The sequence below is a fragment of the Actinomyces sp. oral taxon 448 str. F0400 genome, from assembly GCF_000220835.1.
Lineage (GTDB): Bacteria > Actinomycetota > Actinomycetes > Actinomycetales > Actinomycetaceae > Actinomyces.
On sequence record NZ_GL985606.1, the window covers coordinates 850152 to 866218 of the forward strand.

Below are 16067 nucleotides of genomic sequence, written 5' to 3' on the forward strand. Positions count from 1 at the left end.
TTCGATGTGATCGCGAACCGGTGGCGGGTGCCACTGGCGGGCGTCGCCGTCCCGCCCGCGTCCGGGGCTCTTATCGGGAGGCGGTCTTGAGGTCGAGCACGCGGGCCGCCGACTGGTCGATTCGATCCGCGAAGGCGGGGTCGTCGCGCGCCTGGTCGACGAGCGCTCGCACCATGTCGATGGCCGTGCTCGGATCGCCCGAGGCCAGGACGATGTCGCAGCCGGCCCGCACCGCTTGGACCGCACGCTGGCCGGGGTCCCACTCCTGCACCTGCGCCGCGGCCGAGACGTCGTCGGTGATGACCACCCCGGTGAAGCCGAGGTCGCCGCGGAGCATGTCGGTGACGACGGCGGGGGAGAAAACCGCGGGTGAGGAGTCGTCGATGAGCGGGTACACCGCCGAGGACACCATGACGACCCGGGCGCCGCCGCCGATCGCGTCGGCGAAGACGGAGACCGCCGCGTCCCCGGAGGGCGCAGTGGTCCCGTCGGTGACGTCGGAGGCCGTGTCCGTGTTCGCTCCCACCCGGCCCAGGCCGGGGAAGTGCTTGTAGACGGCGATGACGCCGGCCTCCTCCATCCCCTGGGCGAAAGCGGTGGCGTGGTCGAGCACGGTGGCGGGGTCGTTGCCGTACTCCCGCTCCCACGCCCCGATCGGAGCGTTGGCCGAGGGATCGGGGACGTCGACCAAGTCGGCCACGGGCGCCAGGTTCATCGTCACCCCGACGTCGGCCAGCTCCTGACCCCACGTCAGGGCGCGGGCGCGGAGGTCCTGGGCGGGCATGGCCGCCTGCTCGAGCGCGGAGGGGATGGTGGACAGGCCGCTGCCCTGGAGGACCTGGACCTGGCCGCCCTCCTGGTCGGTGGCCACGAGCAGCGGGGTGCCGTGGGTGGTGTCGGGGCCGACCAGAGCGGTCATGGCGTCCACGACGCCGCGGATCGCCTCGGCCCCGGCGTGGGTCTGGCCGGCGATGAAGACATTGCCGACGTGGTGGGTGGATACGGCGTCGATGGAGGCCAGTCGGGGGCCCGCGGTCTCGACGCCGACCATGATGAGCTGACCGGCCCTCTCCTCCGGGCTCCAGCCCTCCAGCGGGTCCGTGTCCGCCGGGGCGGTGGAGGCGGCCGCGGAGGCGGAGACGTCGTCCGGGTCCGTTCGGGTCCGATCGGCCGTAGCCTGTTCCGTGGCGGGCCCCGACTCCCCCCGGGCGCACCGGGTCAGGGCGGTGGCCGCGAGCAGACCGGCGAGGACCACGGGGCGCCGGCCCGTCCCCCGGCGCGGGGCGAGGCTCGGCGCGTCCGGGCTGGAGAGGTCGTCCATGGCGGGCAGCCTATACACGACGTCGGAGGGGCGGGCTCGTGGCCGCGGTGTCGGCCGGAGGGTCGCCGGGTCGTTCACTGCCAGCCGAGCTCGTGAAGGCGGTCGTCGTCGATGCCGAAGTGGTGGGCGACCTCGTGGAGGACGGTCACCCCGATCTCGTCGACCAGTTCCCCGCGGTCGCGGCACCAGCGCTCCAGCGGACCCTTGAAGATGAGGATCCGATCGGGCAGGACCATCGACCAGTTCTCGTCCCGCTCGGTGAGGGGAACGCCGTCGTACAGCCCCAGTAGAGTCGGCAGCCCGTCCTCGTCGTAGTCGGCTTCGGCGAGGAGCTCGGGCTCGGGCTCGTCGCGGATGAGGATGGCGACGTTGTCCATCCGGTTGGCGAGGTCGTCGGGAATCGCGTCCAGGCCGTCGTCGACGGCGGCCTCGAACTCCTCTTCGGACAGGTGCACCGGGCTCATGGGATGAGCCTGCCACATCGGACGGGCTGCGGTGAGCAGGGTCACGTCGAGGGGATTTGCGCGGGAGGAGACCCGCCCTTTACTGTTCTACCCGGTTCGAGGCGCGACGACGCCAAGGGCACCAGGCCCCCATCGTCTAGCGGCCTAGGACCCCGCCCTTTCACGGCGGTAGCACGGGTTCGAATCCCGTTGGGGGTACTCACTCGTGCGAGTGGTATAGAGCGGCTCGTTCAGAGTCCGGCTTCGTGCCGAGCGAGGCCTCGTGGCGCAGTTGGTTAGCGCGCCGCCCTGTCACGGCGGAGGTCGCGGGTTCAAGTCCCGTCGAGGTCGCGGAAGGTCGGTCCGGTCTGGTGAGACCGGACCGATCCCATCCCGAGGCTCTGTAGCTCAGTTGGTAGAGCGTTCGACTGAAAATCGAAAGGTCACCGGATCGACGCCGGTCGGAGCCACTGCGAAAGCCCTCGGAACTCACAAGGTTCCGAGGGCTTCGCTCTGCCCGGAGGCGATGGCGGGCGCGCTGCGCCTGGGTGCGAACCGATCTCGGCGGGGAGCGGGGGAGAGGGGGGCGGTGGCCGGTTCGGCTCGGTCTCAGCGCTGGGTCCGGCGGCCGATGGAGAGGGTGGAGATGAAGGAGGAGATCGCGCCGAAGAGAATGCCGCCGATCGGCCACACGATCCAGCAGATGTGCCATCCGTTGCCGAGGAACCCCCACGCCAGGAAGATCACGAGGATCAGGGGCCAGTAGATGGCCGCGATGGCGTTGACGACGGGGTTGTCCGAGTCCTTCCGGCTCCACCGGTCCCACTGCCCGGGGACGCCGGCCGAGCGGCCCTCCTCGGTGAGGGTCTCGTGAGTGGAGGATGCCCAGGTGGTCGGCAGGAGGATGAACAGGCCAGCGGCGACGAGCGCGAGGGTGGTGGAGACGCCGAAGAGCGGGTACTGGGAGCGGCCCGGCTGGTCGCTGAGGATGCCACCGGCCACGGTCGGGATGGCCGAGATGATCCACAGCCCAACGGCGAGCATGAGAGCGCGCGATCGGGGGCCCTCGTTCTCCACTCGCAGGCGGGCCGCCCAGGCGGAGACGATCGGGTTCCTCGTGAACCGTCCATCGGTTACGTGCTCCAGACCCGCGAAGGACCGGTGGCGCTGCATGAGGATGAGGACGCCCATCATGACGAGGACGAGGGTCAGGGCCAGGCCGATGACCATCGCCAGCTGCTCGCCGAATCCGGACGTTCCCGTTCCGTCGTCGCCGCTCAGCCCGATCGCGGTGAGCAGCGGGATGGGGGCCAGGACGAACAGGGCGACGCCTCGGCTGAGCAGTCGGCCGGTCCGGCGCCGGGCCTCGGCGAGGGCCTGCGCGTCCGGGAGGGTGATAACGGGGTAGCCGACGGAGGCGTCGTCCTGCGAGAGCGATGCGGCCCCGGTCTTCGGGGCGGCCGAGGACTCTGCGGCGACGCCGGCGGCTCCGGCGTCGCCGGCCGAGCGGATGTCCGGCAGGATGCCGAGTGCGGGTGCGAGCTCCTCGAGGTTGCCGAAGTCGGTGATGACCTGGCCGACGGCCTCATTGTGGGTCTTGCCGCGCCCGATGGCGTCGGCGTAGGCGTCCTCCATCATGGCGCGAAGTTCTCCCTTGGCCTCCAGGAGGCGGGGGGTGGCGGGGTAGGGGACGAACATGGCGTCGAGGAAGGTGTCGATGGCGTCCATCAGTGGCGGTGTCCTTGTGCGAATCGGTCGATGAGGGTCTTGGTGTCCTCCCACTCGGCGAGCTTGTCCGCCAGATGGGCGGCGCCGCCATCAGTGAGACGGTAGTACGTGCGGGGCTTGCCGGAAGCGGAGGTGTCCGCGTAGGAGGAGGCGAGCCCGGCGGCCTCCAGGCGCTTGAGCGCCGAGTAGAGAGTGGTCTGCTTGATCGTGTACTCGCCCGCCGAGACCTCGGTGATCGTCTTGGCGAGCTCGTAGGCGTACGAGGGTCTGTCGTGCAGGAGCGTCAGCACAATGAGATCGATGTAGCCGCGGATGGCATCGGCGCTGATCACTCGGAACTCCTTTCGGATCGGTTCCTGAGGGATGCGTACGACTAACATACTACGACAGTCGTACTGTGTCTAACATGGTTTGTCCGACGTGATACACCGTGCGTGCTGTGTCTCGCATGCTGCGCGAGGCTCGTAGGAGAGGACGTCGAGGTGCTGCTCGAGCCGCCCCCGGTCCTCGCACAGCCGGCTCCCAGGAGCGACTCCTAAGGTGACGGCCATGAACCTCCCGCCTCTCGCAGTGGTAGCGAGCACCTCCCTTACAACGGTCACGCGTGCGACCGATGCCGGCCCCACCCCCACCCCCGGTCCCTCCGAATCTCCGACCATCGACATCGCTCAAACTGCCGAGACCGTCACCGAGACCGCGGTTAACGTGGCCAGTATCGCCTTGCGGGTCGGGGCCGGAGCCGCCATCGGTCTCATCCTCGCCTTCATCGGTATCGTCATCCTGCGCGCACTCGGCCGCCGTCAGACCATGTACGCCGAAATCGGCCGCTACACGCGCACCGCTCTCTACGTCCTGGCGGGCGTCACCGGCGGTTACCTCGGCGCGGAGCTGGCCGTCGCCACCGTCGCCACGCCCGACTGGGCCCAGGCGGCCCTGCAGGCGCTGCGCATCGGCATCATCCTCTCCCTCTCGTGGGTCGTCGTCGGCCTGGCCAAGGCCCTCGAGTCGAGCATTGTCGCCGGCGTGCACGCCAGCGGCGACCCGGGGCGCGCCAGTCGCGTCACCACCCAGGCGCAGGTCCTGCGGCGCGTGGCCGAGGTCATCATCATCATCTGCGGCCTGGTCGGCGCCGTCATGACCTTCCCGGGGGCCCGTCTGGCCATGGGCTCCCTGCTCGCCTCGGCCAGCCTGGTTTCCGTGATCGCCGGTCTGGCCGCGCAGTCGACGCTGGGAAATGTCTTCGCCGGCATCCAACTGGCCCTCACCGACGCGATCCGCGTCGACGACATCGTCGTCGTCGGCAAGGAGCAGGGCGCCATCGAGGAGATCACATTGACCTACGTCGTCGTGCGCATCTGGGACGATCGTCGCCTGATCTACCCCTCCACGTACTTCACCCAGAATCCCTTCGCCAACTGGTCGCGGCGCGGCACGCAGCACGTGGGCACCCTGACCCTGGACCTGGATTGGCGGGTGCCGGTCGCCTCGGTGCGCGCCGAGCTCGCCCGCGTGGTCGCCTCCTCCTCCGTCTGGGACGGGCGCACCGCCAACCTCGACGTCACCGACACCTCCAGCGGCACGGTCACGCTGCGCATCGCCGTGTCCGGTAAGAATCCCTCCGACGTCTTCACCCTCCAGTGCTACGTGCGCGAGGAGCTCGTGGCCTGGCTCCAGCGCGAGGCGCCCTTCGCTCTGCCTCGCACCCGTGTGGAGGTCGAGCAGGTCCAGGTCACCCACGACCCCCAGCCCGAGGAGGTGGCCCGTTTGGCCGAGGAACTGGTCGCCCTCCAGCACGACGACGGCGCCGCCGTCAGCGCCGACACCACCACCGCCGTGCGCCGGCCCAAGGAGGGCGATCCCATCGAGGAGGCTCGTGTGCGCGCGGCCGCCAAGGGCCTGTCCCGCCTGCGTCGGGCGCGGCGTGAAAAAGTGCGCCGGCGCCGGATCCTGGCGCGCGATGCCCAGTGGCGTCAGGACGACTCCTCCCTGCCCCGGCACGAGGCCGATCCCACCGAGTCCACGAGCATCATCTCCACCGACGAGCAGAAGAAGCTCCTCGAATAAAGACTCCCGGAGTGGGCGCGCTCCGCGTGCCGGACGCCGGCGCCCGGCATGCGGAGCCCTCGCCATTCCCGATGCGTGAACGTTGCTCGCACCCGCGCCGGAAGCGGGCCACCATGTCCCCGTGACCGATACCAACGCCCGCAGCACCGCCGACGAGCCCCGCCTCGACCCGGCCGCCATCGCCCGCACCGATGCCCAGTGGCGCGCCCTGCTCGATCCACTCGAATACCACGTCCTGCGCGAGGCCGGCACCGAGCGGCCCTTCACCGGAGCTCTTCTGGACGAGAGTCGCACAGGCGTCTACCGCTGCCGCGGCTGCGGTGCCGAGCTGTTCCGCTCCGCCGCCAAGTTCGACTCCCGCTGCGGCTGGCCCTCCTTCTACGATCCTTCCGATTCGCGGGCCGTGACCCTGTCCACCGACACCAGTCACGGGATGGCGCGCACCGAGGTCCGCTGCGCCGCCTGCGGCTCCCATCTCGGCCACGTCTTCGACGACGCGCCCGGCACGCCCACCGGCCGGCGCTACTGCATGAACTCCGTGTGCCTGACCTTCGAGGCCGATGACGCGGCGGGTTCCGAATCGCTGGACTGAGGCGGAGCCGTGGGCGACGTCATCGGCAGCTTGGCCGTCTTCGCCGTCGTCATCGGCGTCGGCTGGTTGCTGGTGCGCACCGGCGCCGTCCAGTCCGACGCGGACACCGTCCTCACCCGCGTCTGCTTCTTCGCCGCTACCCCGGCTCTGCTCATCGGCACCCTGGCGGACACCGACCTGAGCGCCGTCGCTAGCGCCGGCACGCTCGCCGCGCTCGCAGCCGAAGTCCTGGCGATCCTGAGCGCCTGGCTCCTGCACCGGCTCATCCTGCACCGCACGACGGCGGAGGCGACCATCGGCGCCCTCGCCTCCGGCTATGTCAATGCCGCGAATCTCGGCATTCCCGTCCTTGTTCTGGTCCGGGGCGACGCGACTCCGATCGCCCCGGTCCTGCTCCTCCAGCTCCTCGTCATCACGCCCGCGACCTTCGCGATCCTCGATGCCGTCACCCGGCGCGGCAGCCCCTCCCGCCTGGCGACCTTCACCATCCCCGTGCGCAATCCCCTCCTGCTGGCCGTGGTCGCCGGGGTCGCCGTCAATCTCGGCGGGGTGGACCTCGACGGCATCGCGGGTGGCCGTCTGCGCGAGATCATCAGCACTCTCGGACGCATCGCCGTGCCGCTCATGATGCTCTCCCTGGGCATGAGTCTGGCGGCCTCCCGGCTGCGCGCGCCGTCGGGCGAGGGCGCCCCCGCTCCGCCGCCCGAACCGGTGCACAATGCGGCCGACCGGGCGGCTCTGCGCTGGGCGCTGGGCTGGAAGCTGCTCGTTCTGCCGGGGATCGCGGCTCTGGGCGGATTCGGCCTGGGGCTGCGCGGGCCGGACCTCCTCGTCCCCGTCACCACCGCTTGCCTCCCGACGGCTCAGAACGTCTTCATGTACGCCTCGCGCTACGGCGTGGCCAAGCCGCTGGCCCGCGACGCCGTGCTGCTGACGACCGTCGGATTCGCACCGATCATCCTGATCGCCGCCGCGGTGCTGGGGTGAGTGAGATGGAATGCGCCGGCCGAATCGGCCGGGCTACTCGTCGAGCTTGTAGGTGGCGAAGTACTTATCGTCTTCGTGCTTGACCTTGCATGTGAATGCTGTGCCGGCCTCGTCGGGGCCGCCCGACTGAGCGACCGTGCCGGTGATCTCCCAGTGGGTGTCGTTGACCGCCGTGACGGTCACGTCGGAGAAGGCGGCGCGCTGCGGGTCGTCGAGTCCGCTGGCCACGCGCTCCTGGCAGGCGTCCCGCGCCCGGTCCTGCGGGGGCTGATCGTCGCCCTTTCGATTGCACGCCCACAGGAGACCGCCGACGAGGACTGCGAGGACGAGGAGGCCGATGAGGATCCTGATCCGCACCCGGGCGTTCGAGCGCGTCTCGTACGGTGAGATCTCCCGGCGCATCGCGATAACCTCCTTCGAACACGCGGCAGTGCGGTGGTTCAACAGCGTAGACGAAAGGGGAACCCCGGTCCACGATCACGGTTCCGCCTTCCGGTCGGCGATGGGAGGAGTCCGGGCTCAGGCCTCGAGGAAACCGCGCAGACCGCGGTCCAGGAGGACCGTCCGTACTTCGGCGACCAGGTCGCGCATGCGGGTCTCGGCGGTTTCGGCGTCGCCGGCGGCGATGGCGTGAGCGACGCGCTCGTGAAGTTCGAGCGCCTCGGCCACGGGCACCTGGACCTCGCCGGTCAGGCGGGCGCGCCCGGAGAGCACCTCCGCGACAACGCCGGTGAGCGCCTCGAAGGTGTCGTTGTGGCTGGCCTTGAGCACGAGACTGTGGAAGGCGATGTCCTCCTTCAGGTAGGAGGCCACGATTCCGGTGGTTCCCTTGACCCGGATGGAGTCCGCCAGCGTCAGCAGCCGGGAGCGCTGCCTCTCGGTGGCGCGGCGGGCCGCCGCCGCGGCGGCGACCGGTTCGACGGCGGCGCGCAGCTCGGTGAGGGCGCCGAGTTTCGGGCCGCGCGGGTCGACCTCGAGCTGCCAGCGCACCACCTGGGGCGCCAGCGCCGACCATTTCTCACGCGGGCGCACCACGATGCCGACGCGACGGCGCGAGACGACCACGCCCAAGGATTCCAGGGCGCGCACGCAATCGCGGGCCAGGGTTCGTGACACCCCGTATCGGGATTGGACGTCCTCCAGGGTCAGTGAGGCGCCCGGAGCGATCTCGCCGCCGACGACGGCGCGCCCGAGCGCATCCAGGACGTCGTGGTGTCGATCGGTGGTGGGCATGACTGCACTTTCGCACGGGGAACGTCCGCAGGCGATCGGATCCACCACCGCGTCGATGCGCGGAGCCGGCGGAATCGAAAGTCGCCGCCCTCATCCTAGCGGGCGGGCGCTTCCGCTCCGTCAACGCTCGCCCGACGATGGGAGAACGCACCTCTTCCAAAAATAGTATGTTCCATGTATAATCGTTGTATCAGTGATCAACAATGATGTGATCAAGGAGTGAGTGACCATGACCCGCCCCGTCGAGCACCTCGTCCTCATGGGCGTGGCGGGCTGCGGTAAGACGACCGCCGCCGATAATCTCCATCGGGCCCTCGGCTGGCCGATCGCCGAGGCCGACGACTTCCACCCGGCCGCCAACATCGCCAAGATGAGCCGAGGCGTCCCCCTGACCGACGAGGACCGGTGGCCCTGGCTGACATCTTTGCGGGACTGGATGAGCGCGCGCGCCGCTGACGGCATCAGGACCATCGTCACCTGCTCGGCGCTCAAGCGCTCCTACCGGGACCTGCTGTCCGAGGCGGAGGGCCGCGTCTTCTTCATCCATCTGCTCGCCGATCCCGACGAGCTGCGCGAGCGCATGGCCCACCGCGAAGGGCACTTCATGCCCCCGGCCCTCCTACCCTCCCAGTTCGCCGCCCTCGAGCCCCTGGACGACGACGAGGACGGCGTCACCGTGGTGTCGCGTCCTACCCCCGAGGAGACCCTCGACGCGATCCTCGCCGCGCTTGAGCGCGCCTGACATGTCCTGATGCCCGTCCTGCCCGACATCCGATTTCCGCCCATCGACACAATCTGGAGACGACAATGGCGTTCGCTTTTCCTGCCGCCGGCACGGTAACGCACGCCGACAACGACGTGCAGCTCATCGCGGCCGCGGTTGTTGGCATCATCGCGATCATCGTGCTGATCGTATGGCGCAAGATGCATCCTTTCCTCGCGCTGACTCTCGGGTCGGCGGTCCTCGCCGCCGTCGCCGGCGTCCCCCTGGCCGACACCTTCGCCGCCTTCACCGACGGCCTGGGCTCGACGATCGGGAACGTCGGCACGCTCATCGCCTTCGGGGCGATCATCGGGCGACTCCTGATCGACTCCGGCGGCGCCGATCAGATCGTGGACACCGTCCTGGCGCGCGCGCCCGGCCCCCGGCTGCCCTGGGCGATGGCCCTGATCGCCTTCGTTGTCGGCATTCCGCTGTTCTTCGAGGTCGGTATCGTCCTGCTCATCCCCGTGGTCATGATGGTGGCGCGCCGGGCCCGCCAGCCCCTCGTTCTGGTGGGTGTACCCGCACTGGCCGGGCTGTCCGCCCTTCACGGCCTGGTGCCTCCGCACCCCGGGCCGCTCCTCGCCATCGACTCCGTCAACGCCGACCTGGGGATGACCCTCGGCCTGGGCCTGCTGGTGGCCGTTCCCACCGTCATCATCGCCGGCCCCGTTGCCGCGCGCGCCATGGCCCGGTGGGTCCCCATCGAGGCCTCCGAGCCTCTCGGCGGGTCCGAGGACGGTGACGACGGTGCGCGCCCCTCTTTCGTCGCGTCGATCACAGTGGTGCTGCTGCCCGTGGCGCTCATGCTCCTGCGCACCGTCGTGGAGACCACCGTGTCCGAGGGCTCGCCCGCTCTTGTCGCGCACGCCGCCCTGTTCGTCGGTCAGCCCATCGTCGCGCTGCTGATCACGGTTCTGGTCGCCATGCACCTCTTCGGCTTCCGCTTGGGCCTGCGCGCCGACCAGGTGGCGGACCGGGTGGGCTCCTCCCTCGGCCCGATCGCCGGGATCCTGCTCATCGTGGGCGCCGGTGGCGGATTCAAGCAGACCCTCGTCGACTCCGGCATCGCCGACATCATCGCCTCCTGGATTCAGCAGGCCGCCGTTCCGGCGCTCCTGGCCGGGTGGCTCGTCGCCGTGGCGGTGCGTCTGGCTACGGGGTCGGCGACGGTGGCCACCGTCACGGCCGCGGGGATCATGGCGCCGCTCGCCGCCGGCATGCCCCCCGTCGAGGTCTCCCTCCTCGTGCTGGCCATCGGCGCCGGCTCGGTGTTCCTCTCCCACGTCAACGACGCCGGCTTCTGGCTGGTTAAGGAGTACTTCGGGATGACGGTGGGGCAGACCTTCAAAACGTGGTCGCTCATGGAGACGCTCCTGTCGGTGACCGCCATGGTGGCGATCAGCGTCATCGCCCTCGTCCTTGGGCTGTTCTAGGGCGCGCCCACTGGCGATATCGACATTCTCGTACGAGGTCGACGGCGCCGCCGTCGACCTCGTACGAGAATGTCGACCTCAGAGGAGGACGATGCCAGGTGGGTGCCGGTGTCGGCGTCCGGGCCCGCGGGCGGGGTGCCCCCTGTGGGGCTCGAACCCACGACCTTCGGATTAAAAGTCCGCAGCTCTGACCAGCTGAGCTAAGGGGGCGTTGCGCCGGGCGCGGGAACGGTTCGCGTCGAGCGGCGGCAGTCAGCATAGCGGGTGCGGGCGGCGGCGAGCAGGCATGTCTTCGCGGCACCGATCTCTTGACGAAAATATACGTACATGTTTGTATGTATGTCGTGAGGCGCCCGTCGCGAACACCGCGCCGGTCCGCGAAGCCATCGCTCTCTGGTGTTGCGCCCGTTCGACGCCGGCCCCTCATCCACGATCTTCATCCGTACTGCCGTGCTCCGCCGGCTATCGCCCCTGCGAGATCCTCCGAGGCTCTCCGCCGGGGAATGACGGGAGGCCGGAAGGCCACCGACTCCGCCGTCGGCGGAATCGCGCACTCTCGCTGCCGGACGGCCGGCGCCCGCGGCCCACGCCTACCGAGGAGCATTCATGCCCGCGTCCGTCCCAGCACCCGTAACGAGCAGGACCAGTCCGCGCATGGCGGTCATCGTCTCCTGCACCGCTCTGTTCACCGACATGCTCGTCTACGGCATGCTCATACCTCTCCTCCCCCTCATGCCCGCAGTCCAACGCTTCGGAGCGTCGGCGACCGGACTGCTGTTCGCCGCGTACGCGGCCATGATGATCGCGGTCACGCCCCTCGCCGGACGGTTCGTCGACCGCCGAGGCCCCCGCGGACCGCTGCTCGCCGCGCTCCTGGGCCTGGCCGCGGTCTGCCTGCTGTTCGCCGTCGGCGGCCCGTACTGGCTGCTCCTGATCTCCCGTCTGATGCAGGGGGCCGCCGCCGGGCTCGGCTGGGTGGCGAGCCTCGCCCTCATCGCCGCGTCCATCCCCCTGGCACGGCGCGGGCCGTACCTCGCCCTGGCCATGAGCATGGTATCCGTCGGCACTCTCGCGGGGCCGCCCTTGGCCGGCTGGCTCGCCCGCGATCACGGCCATGAGGCCCCCTTCGTCCTGGCCGCGGCGGTCCTCCTGGTCGACGGCATCCTGCGCGTCGTGTTCATCAGGCCCACCCCGCCCCAGACGGACGACCCGGCGACCGCCCGCGACGTGCTGCGCGTCAACGGGTCGTGGCCCGTCGTCGTCCTCATCTGCCTGGGGTCCGCCGTCACGAGCGCGATCGAGCCGATCCTCCCGGTCCGCCTGGCGAACGGCCTCGGCCTCGACGCTGCGGGGATCGGCCTGCTGTTCGCCCTGCTCGTCATAGTCGGGGCGGTTCTCAACCCGCTCGTCGGCGCGGCCCTCGGCCGAGTCTCCCCGAGGCTGCTCACGCTCATCGGCGCGGGTCTGGCGATCGCGGGTCTGGCGATCGCGGGCGCCAGCTCGCACCTGCCCGCCATGATCACGGGGATCGTCGCCCTGGGCGCGGCCATCGCCTTCCTCATCGCCCCGGCCAGCACCCTCATCGGCGTGCAGGGGGCGCGCACGACGCCGCCCGCTCTCGGCGGCGCCTACAGCCTCTACAACCTCGCCTACGCCGCGGGGCTGACGCTCGGACCCGTCCTGGCCGGGGCGCTCACCTCCACGATCGGCTATCCCGGGGCATGCGCCTGCCTGGCGGGCGGAATCGCCGTGGTGGCGCTGACCGCGCTGAGGCGCCTGCCCGCGGCGCTGCCGGGAGGGAGCAGCGAGGGGGAATAGCCCCGTTCCGCCGGTCCCGGCCTCCGGGCCGCCGCGCCGCCGGCGGGAAGTTCCGAGCCGCAAGAGGCCGCCGAGGCGGCCGCATCACCCCTCCCGATATCCTGATATGTCGTCCCCGCGGAGCTCGCGCGCCCCGTTCCCCGGAGCACCCGATGCGGGAGAATAGAGCGTCCCCGCGCCCGGCGAGGGCGCGCCGACAGCAATCCCGCATGAGGAGCCCCTATGACCCGCCAGTTCCACCGTCCCGCCCGCCTCGACCCGGAGGCCGCCGAGTCCATCGAGGGCACCGCCGATACCGCCGCCTCCTCCGAACTGGCCCATCGCACCGCCCAGGCCCTCCTGGGAGGCTATCCTTCTGAGGGCGGTGAGCCGGGCGACGGGCAGGCGCCCGGCTCACCGCTCGGGAACTGCGCCGCCGGGGAAGCCTCCGAGGAACCGGGGGAGTGGCTCGCCCGCCCCGACGTCGTGGCCGCCGTCGCCTCCCACGGCGTCGACGCCGTCGCCGAGCTGTGGGCCGACTCGCCCGCCACGACCCTGCCCGGGGTGCTGTGGCGCCTCTTCCTGGTGCGCGAGTGGATCCGGCGCGATCCGGCGCTGGTCGCCAGACGTTACGCCACCGTCGTCGACCTGACCGGACGGGACGACAAGGTCCTAGCCCGGTTCGAGGCGGCCCTGGCCGAGGCGGACCCGGCCCCCTCCCCGCTCGATGTGCGCGCCCTCCTGGACCGGGTCCTCACCGGGCGGGCCGACGGTGGACTGCCCGCACTGGTGCCCGTGCTGGCCACCGTCGCCGCCTTTCTGCGCGCGCTCGCGGCCGGGAGCGACCCGGCGTGGATCGTCGACGATGCCGACGAGCTCGCCGACCGCGTCACCCGTCGGGACTCCGCCCTCCTGGCCACCGCCGATGAAGTGACCGAGGCCGCGCGCCGAGCCGCCTCCGGCCGTCTGGACTGATCGGGGCCCGGGCCGTGGCCGTGCCGCCCGATCGTGGGGCACGATCCGATCGTGCGGAAGATTCGCTCGCCGACGTACTCCTCACACCGGCCCAGACGTGGGACCATGCCCTCATGACGACGCCCGACCCCGCCGAGACACCCACGCCATCCCAGGAGAGCCCCGTACCGCCCGCCGCCTTCCCCGACGACCGGGCCCGGGACGGGACCGCATCCGTCGACGGGCCCCAGCCGGCTGCGGACGTCGCGGAGGCGTCGGCCCGCGAGGATCTCGCGGAGGCTGAGGACATCGACATCCCCGCGGACCCCGATGACGACCCCGAGATGGTCGATCATGTCATCGAGGCGGCGGATCCGCGCGACTTCGCCGACGACGCCGGTCCCCAGTACGAGGACGAGGACTTCGATGAGAACATCGACGACCCCGGGTGGACCGGCCGGGGCCCGCTCGGCGCGGAGAGCACCGACGCCCTCATCGATGCGGCGATCGCCAGGCCCGCGCCGCCCCCGGCGATCGCCGCCGACCCGTCGCGGGCCGACGACGTCTGCGAGGCGCGGAACGGGGAGGCGCCCGTGTCCGACCCGCCCGATCCCGAGGACGACCTGCCTCCTCTGGAGTCCTTCGCCGAGCGCTACACCGACCGCGAGCTGACATGGATGGACTTCAACGAGCGGGTCCTGGAGCAGGCCGAGGACCAGGACCTCCCGCTGCTGGAGCGCGCCTGGTTCCTGGCGATCTTCTCCTCCAACCTCGACGAGTTCTACATGGTGCGCGTCGCCGGCCTCATGCGGCGCATCAAGGCCGGCATCACCCCGGTGCGCGCCTCCGGCCTGGATGCCCACCAGGTCGTCGCCGCCATCACCGAGCGCGCCAAGGATCTCACCGCCCGCCAGGCCGCCCTCTTCCAGGACGACGTCCGCCCCAAGCTGGCCGCCCACAACATCGAGATCCTCGCCTGGGAGGACCTGACGGCGGAGCAGGCCGAGCGCCTGACCCGCTACTTCCGCCACCAGATCTTCCCGGTCCTCACCCCTCTGGCCGTCGACCCCTCCCATCCCTTCCCCTACATTTCGGGCCTGTCGCTCAACCTCGCCGTCCTGCTGCGCAATCCTCGCTCCGGCAAGGAGCATTTCGCCCGCCTCAAGGTGCCGCCGTCGCTGCCCCGCTACATCACCGTGCCCGGCCGCGAGCTCAGCACGAGGAACAAGGCCGCGGGCACCGCGCTCATCCCGATCGAGCTCGTCATCGCCCGTCACCTCGACCACCTCTTCCCGGGCATGGACATCCTGGAGCACCACTTGTTCCGCGTCACCCGCAACGAGAACCTCGAGGTCGAGGAGGACGACGCCGAGAACCTCCTGAAAGCCATGGAGAAGGAGCTCGAGCGCCGTCGCTTCGGGGCCGGCGTGCGCCTGGAGGTCGAGGACACCATCACGCCCTTCGTACGGCGCTACCTTGTGCGCGCTCTGGGATTGCACGATGACGACGTCTTCGAGCTGCCCGCTCCGTTGGACCTGACATCCCTCAATCAGCTCCACGATTTGGACCTGCCCGAGCTGAAGTACCCGCGGTTCGTGCCCGTCACCCCGGCGGGCCTGGCCCCCCAGGAATCCAGCTCGGCGGGGGACATCTTCGCCGCGATCCGCGAGCACGACGTCCTGCTGCACCACCCCTACGACTCCTTCTCCACCTCCGTGCAGGAGTTCGTCTCCCAGGCGGCCGCCGATCCCAAGGTTCTGGCCATCAAGCAGACCCTCTACCGCACGTCCGGCGACTCGCCGATCGTCGACGCCCTCATCGAGGCGGCCGAGGAGGGCAAACAGGTCGTCGCCATCGTGGAGATCAAGGCACGCTTCGATGAGGAGAACAACATCTCCTGGGCCCGTAAGCTCGAACGCGCCGGCGTTCACGTCGTCTACGGCATGGTCGGGCTCAAGACCCACTGCAAGCTGCTCCTGGTGGTGCGTCAGGAGAGCGACGGGCTGCGCCGCTACTGCCATGTCGGCACCGGTAACTACCACCCCAAGACGGCGCGCGGCTACGAGGACCTGGGACTGCTCACCTGCGACCGGGACGTCGCTCAGGACATGACGACCCTGTTCAACCTCTTGTCGGGCTACGCCCCGCGCGCCCGCTTCCGCCGCCTGCTGGTGGCGCCGCGCACCGTGCGCGACGGGCTCGTCGAGCGCATCGAACGCGAGATCGCGAACAGGCGCGCCGGCAGGCCCGCGTGGATCCGCATCAAGGTCAACTCCATCATCGACGAGACCTGCATCGACGCCCTCTACCGCGCCAGTCGTGCGGGCGTGCCGGTCGACATCGTCGTGCGCGGCATCTGCGGCATACGCGCCGGCGTGCCGGAGCTGAGCGAGAACATCCGGGTGCGCTCCATCCTGGGGCGCTACCTGGAGCACTCGCGCGTCTACGCCTTCTGCAACGACGGGCGGACCGACTTGTTCATCGGGTCGGCCGACCTCATGCATCGCAATCTGGACCGGCGCGTCGAAGAGCTCGTGCGCATCACCGACCCGGCGATGATCGATGAGCTGGACTGGTTGGTCGCCCACGCGGCATCCGACGCCGTCTCCTCGTGGTGGCTCAACCCCGACGGCACCTGGACGCGTCACGCCTACGGCCCCGACGGCGAGCGGCTCGAGGATATTCAGAGCACCCTGATGGCCCGGGCGCGTTCGCGCGTCAAGGGCCGTCACTGAGATGTCAGCGGGGG

14 protein-coding genes and 4 tRNA genes are annotated in these 16067 nt (G+C 70.4%); 11 read left to right on the forward strand and 7 right to left on the reverse strand.

Annotated elements, in window-relative coordinates; translation table 11 throughout:
• Positions 1-70 precede the first annotated feature (70 nt).
• Together HMPREF9062_RS03660 and HMPREF9062_RS03665 are read right to left on the reverse strand one after the other, a co-directional pair.
• Positions 71-1321 (reverse strand): glycoside hydrolase family 3 N-terminal domain-containing protein, encoded by a 1251-nt coding sequence (locus HMPREF9062_RS03660; RefSeq protein WP_009748686.1) that lies wholly within the window; start codon positions 1319-1321, stop codon positions 71-73.
• Positions 1322-1395: 74 nt separating this feature from the next.
• Positions 1396-1785: a metallopeptidase family protein gene (locus HMPREF9062_RS03665; protein WP_050795312.1), complete on the reverse strand. Its 390-nt coding sequence runs from the start codon at positions 1783-1785 to the stop codon at positions 1396-1398.
• Positions 1786-1910: 125 nt separating this feature from the next.
• On the opposite strand from HMPREF9062_RS03665, the gene HMPREF9062_RS03670 reads away from it, so the two are divergent.
• From HMPREF9062_RS03670 to HMPREF9062_RS03680, 3 genes are all read left to right on the forward strand, one after another.
• Positions 1911-1983 (forward strand) — tRNA-Glu (locus HMPREF9062_RS03670).
• A gap of 58 nt (positions 1984-2041) precedes the next feature.
• Positions 2042-2115 (forward strand) — tRNA-Asp (locus tag HMPREF9062_RS03675).
• A 46-nt stretch (positions 2116-2161) separates the two neighbouring features.
• A tRNA-Phe gene (locus HMPREF9062_RS03680) sits at positions 2162-2234 on the forward strand.
• Positions 2235-2373: 139 nt separating this feature from the next.
• Here HMPREF9062_RS03680 and HMPREF9062_RS03685 read toward each other — a convergent pair.
• On the reverse strand, positions 2374-3492 hold the full coding sequence (locus tag HMPREF9062_RS03685) for a permease prefix domain 1-containing protein (protein ID WP_009748688.1): 1119 nt from the start codon (positions 3490-3492) through the stop codon (positions 2374-2376).
• Positions 3492-3824, reverse strand: coding sequence for a PadR family transcriptional regulator (locus tag HMPREF9062_RS03690; RefSeq protein ID WP_034253700.1), 333 nt, complete (start codon positions 3822-3824; stop codon positions 3492-3494). Before HMPREF9062_RS03690 ends, HMPREF9062_RS03685 begins: the two co-directional genes overlap by 1 nt.
• A 217-nt stretch (positions 3825-4041) precedes the next feature.
• Here HMPREF9062_RS03690 and HMPREF9062_RS03695 point away from each other — a divergent pair, with 217 nt between their 5' ends.
• The 3 genes from HMPREF9062_RS03695 to HMPREF9062_RS03705 all read left to right on the forward strand — a co-directional run bounded on the left by HMPREF9062_RS03695 (position 4042) and on the right by HMPREF9062_RS03705 (position 7135).
• Complete coding sequence (locus HMPREF9062_RS03695; protein WP_009748691.1) at positions 4042-5556, forward strand: mechanosensitive ion channel family protein; 1515 nt, start codon at positions 4042-4044, stop codon at positions 5554-5556.
• A gap of 121 nt (positions 5557-5677) precedes the next feature.
• Positions 5678-6148: a peptide-methionine (R)-S-oxide reductase MsrB gene (gene msrB / locus HMPREF9062_RS03700; RefSeq protein WP_009748692.1), complete on the forward strand. Its 471-nt coding sequence runs from the start codon at positions 5678-5680 to the stop codon at positions 6146-6148.
• Between the two features lie 9 nt (positions 6149-6157).
• Positions 6158-7135, forward strand: a complete 978-nt coding sequence (locus HMPREF9062_RS03705) for an AEC family transporter (RefSeq protein ID WP_009748693.1) — start codon at positions 6158-6160, stop codon at positions 7133-7135.
• Positions 7136-7168: 33 nt separating this feature from the next.
• On the opposite strand, the gene HMPREF9062_RS03710 is transcribed toward HMPREF9062_RS03705, so the two are convergent.
• Positions 7169-7537, reverse strand: coding sequence for a hypothetical protein (locus HMPREF9062_RS03710; protein WP_009748694.1), 369 nt, complete (start codon positions 7535-7537; stop codon positions 7169-7171).
• A gap of 117 nt (positions 7538-7654) precedes the next feature.
• Positions 7655-8368, reverse strand: coding sequence for a FadR/GntR family transcriptional regulator (locus HMPREF9062_RS03715; RefSeq protein ID WP_009748695.1), 714 nt, complete (start codon positions 8366-8368; stop codon positions 7655-7657).
• A gap of 229 nt (positions 8369-8597) precedes the next feature.
• On the opposite strand from HMPREF9062_RS03715, the gene HMPREF9062_RS03720 reads away from it, so the two are divergent.
• Together HMPREF9062_RS03720 and HMPREF9062_RS03725 are read left to right on the forward strand one after the other, a co-directional pair.
• A complete protein-coding gene (locus HMPREF9062_RS03720) occupies positions 8598-9110 on the forward strand; it encodes a gluconokinase (protein ID WP_009748696.1) in 513 nt (170 codons plus the stop codon).
• Positions 9111-9175: 65 nt separating this feature from the next.
• Positions 9176-10567: a GntT/GntP/DsdX family permease gene (locus HMPREF9062_RS03725; RefSeq protein ID WP_009748697.1), complete on the forward strand. Its 1392-nt coding sequence runs from the start codon at positions 9176-9178 to the stop codon at positions 10565-10567.
• A 136-nt stretch (positions 10568-10703) separates the two neighbouring features.
• Here HMPREF9062_RS03725 and HMPREF9062_RS03730 read toward each other — a convergent pair.
• Positions 10704-10777, reverse strand: a tRNA-Lys gene (locus HMPREF9062_RS03730).
• A gap of 396 nt (positions 10778-11173) precedes the next feature.
• On the opposite strand from HMPREF9062_RS03730, the gene HMPREF9062_RS03735 reads away from it, so the two are divergent.
• From HMPREF9062_RS03735 to HMPREF9062_RS03745, 3 genes are all read left to right on the forward strand, one after another.
• The gene (locus HMPREF9062_RS03735) at positions 11174-12385 is read left to right on the forward strand and encodes an MFS transporter (RefSeq protein WP_253270649.1); all 1212 of its coding nucleotides are present in this window, start codon (positions 11174-11176) and stop codon (positions 12383-12385) included.
• Positions 12386-12607: 222 nt separating this feature from the next.
• Positions 12608-13339, forward strand: coding sequence for a hypothetical protein (locus HMPREF9062_RS03740; protein ID WP_009748699.1), 732 nt, complete (start codon positions 12608-12610; stop codon positions 13337-13339).
• Positions 13340-13452: 113 nt separating this feature from the next.
• Positions 13453-16053: an RNA degradosome polyphosphate kinase gene (locus tag HMPREF9062_RS03745; RefSeq protein WP_009748700.1), complete on the forward strand. Its 2601-nt coding sequence runs from the start codon at positions 13453-13455 to the stop codon at positions 16051-16053.
• The last annotated feature ends 14 nt before the right edge of the window (positions 16054-16067 follow it).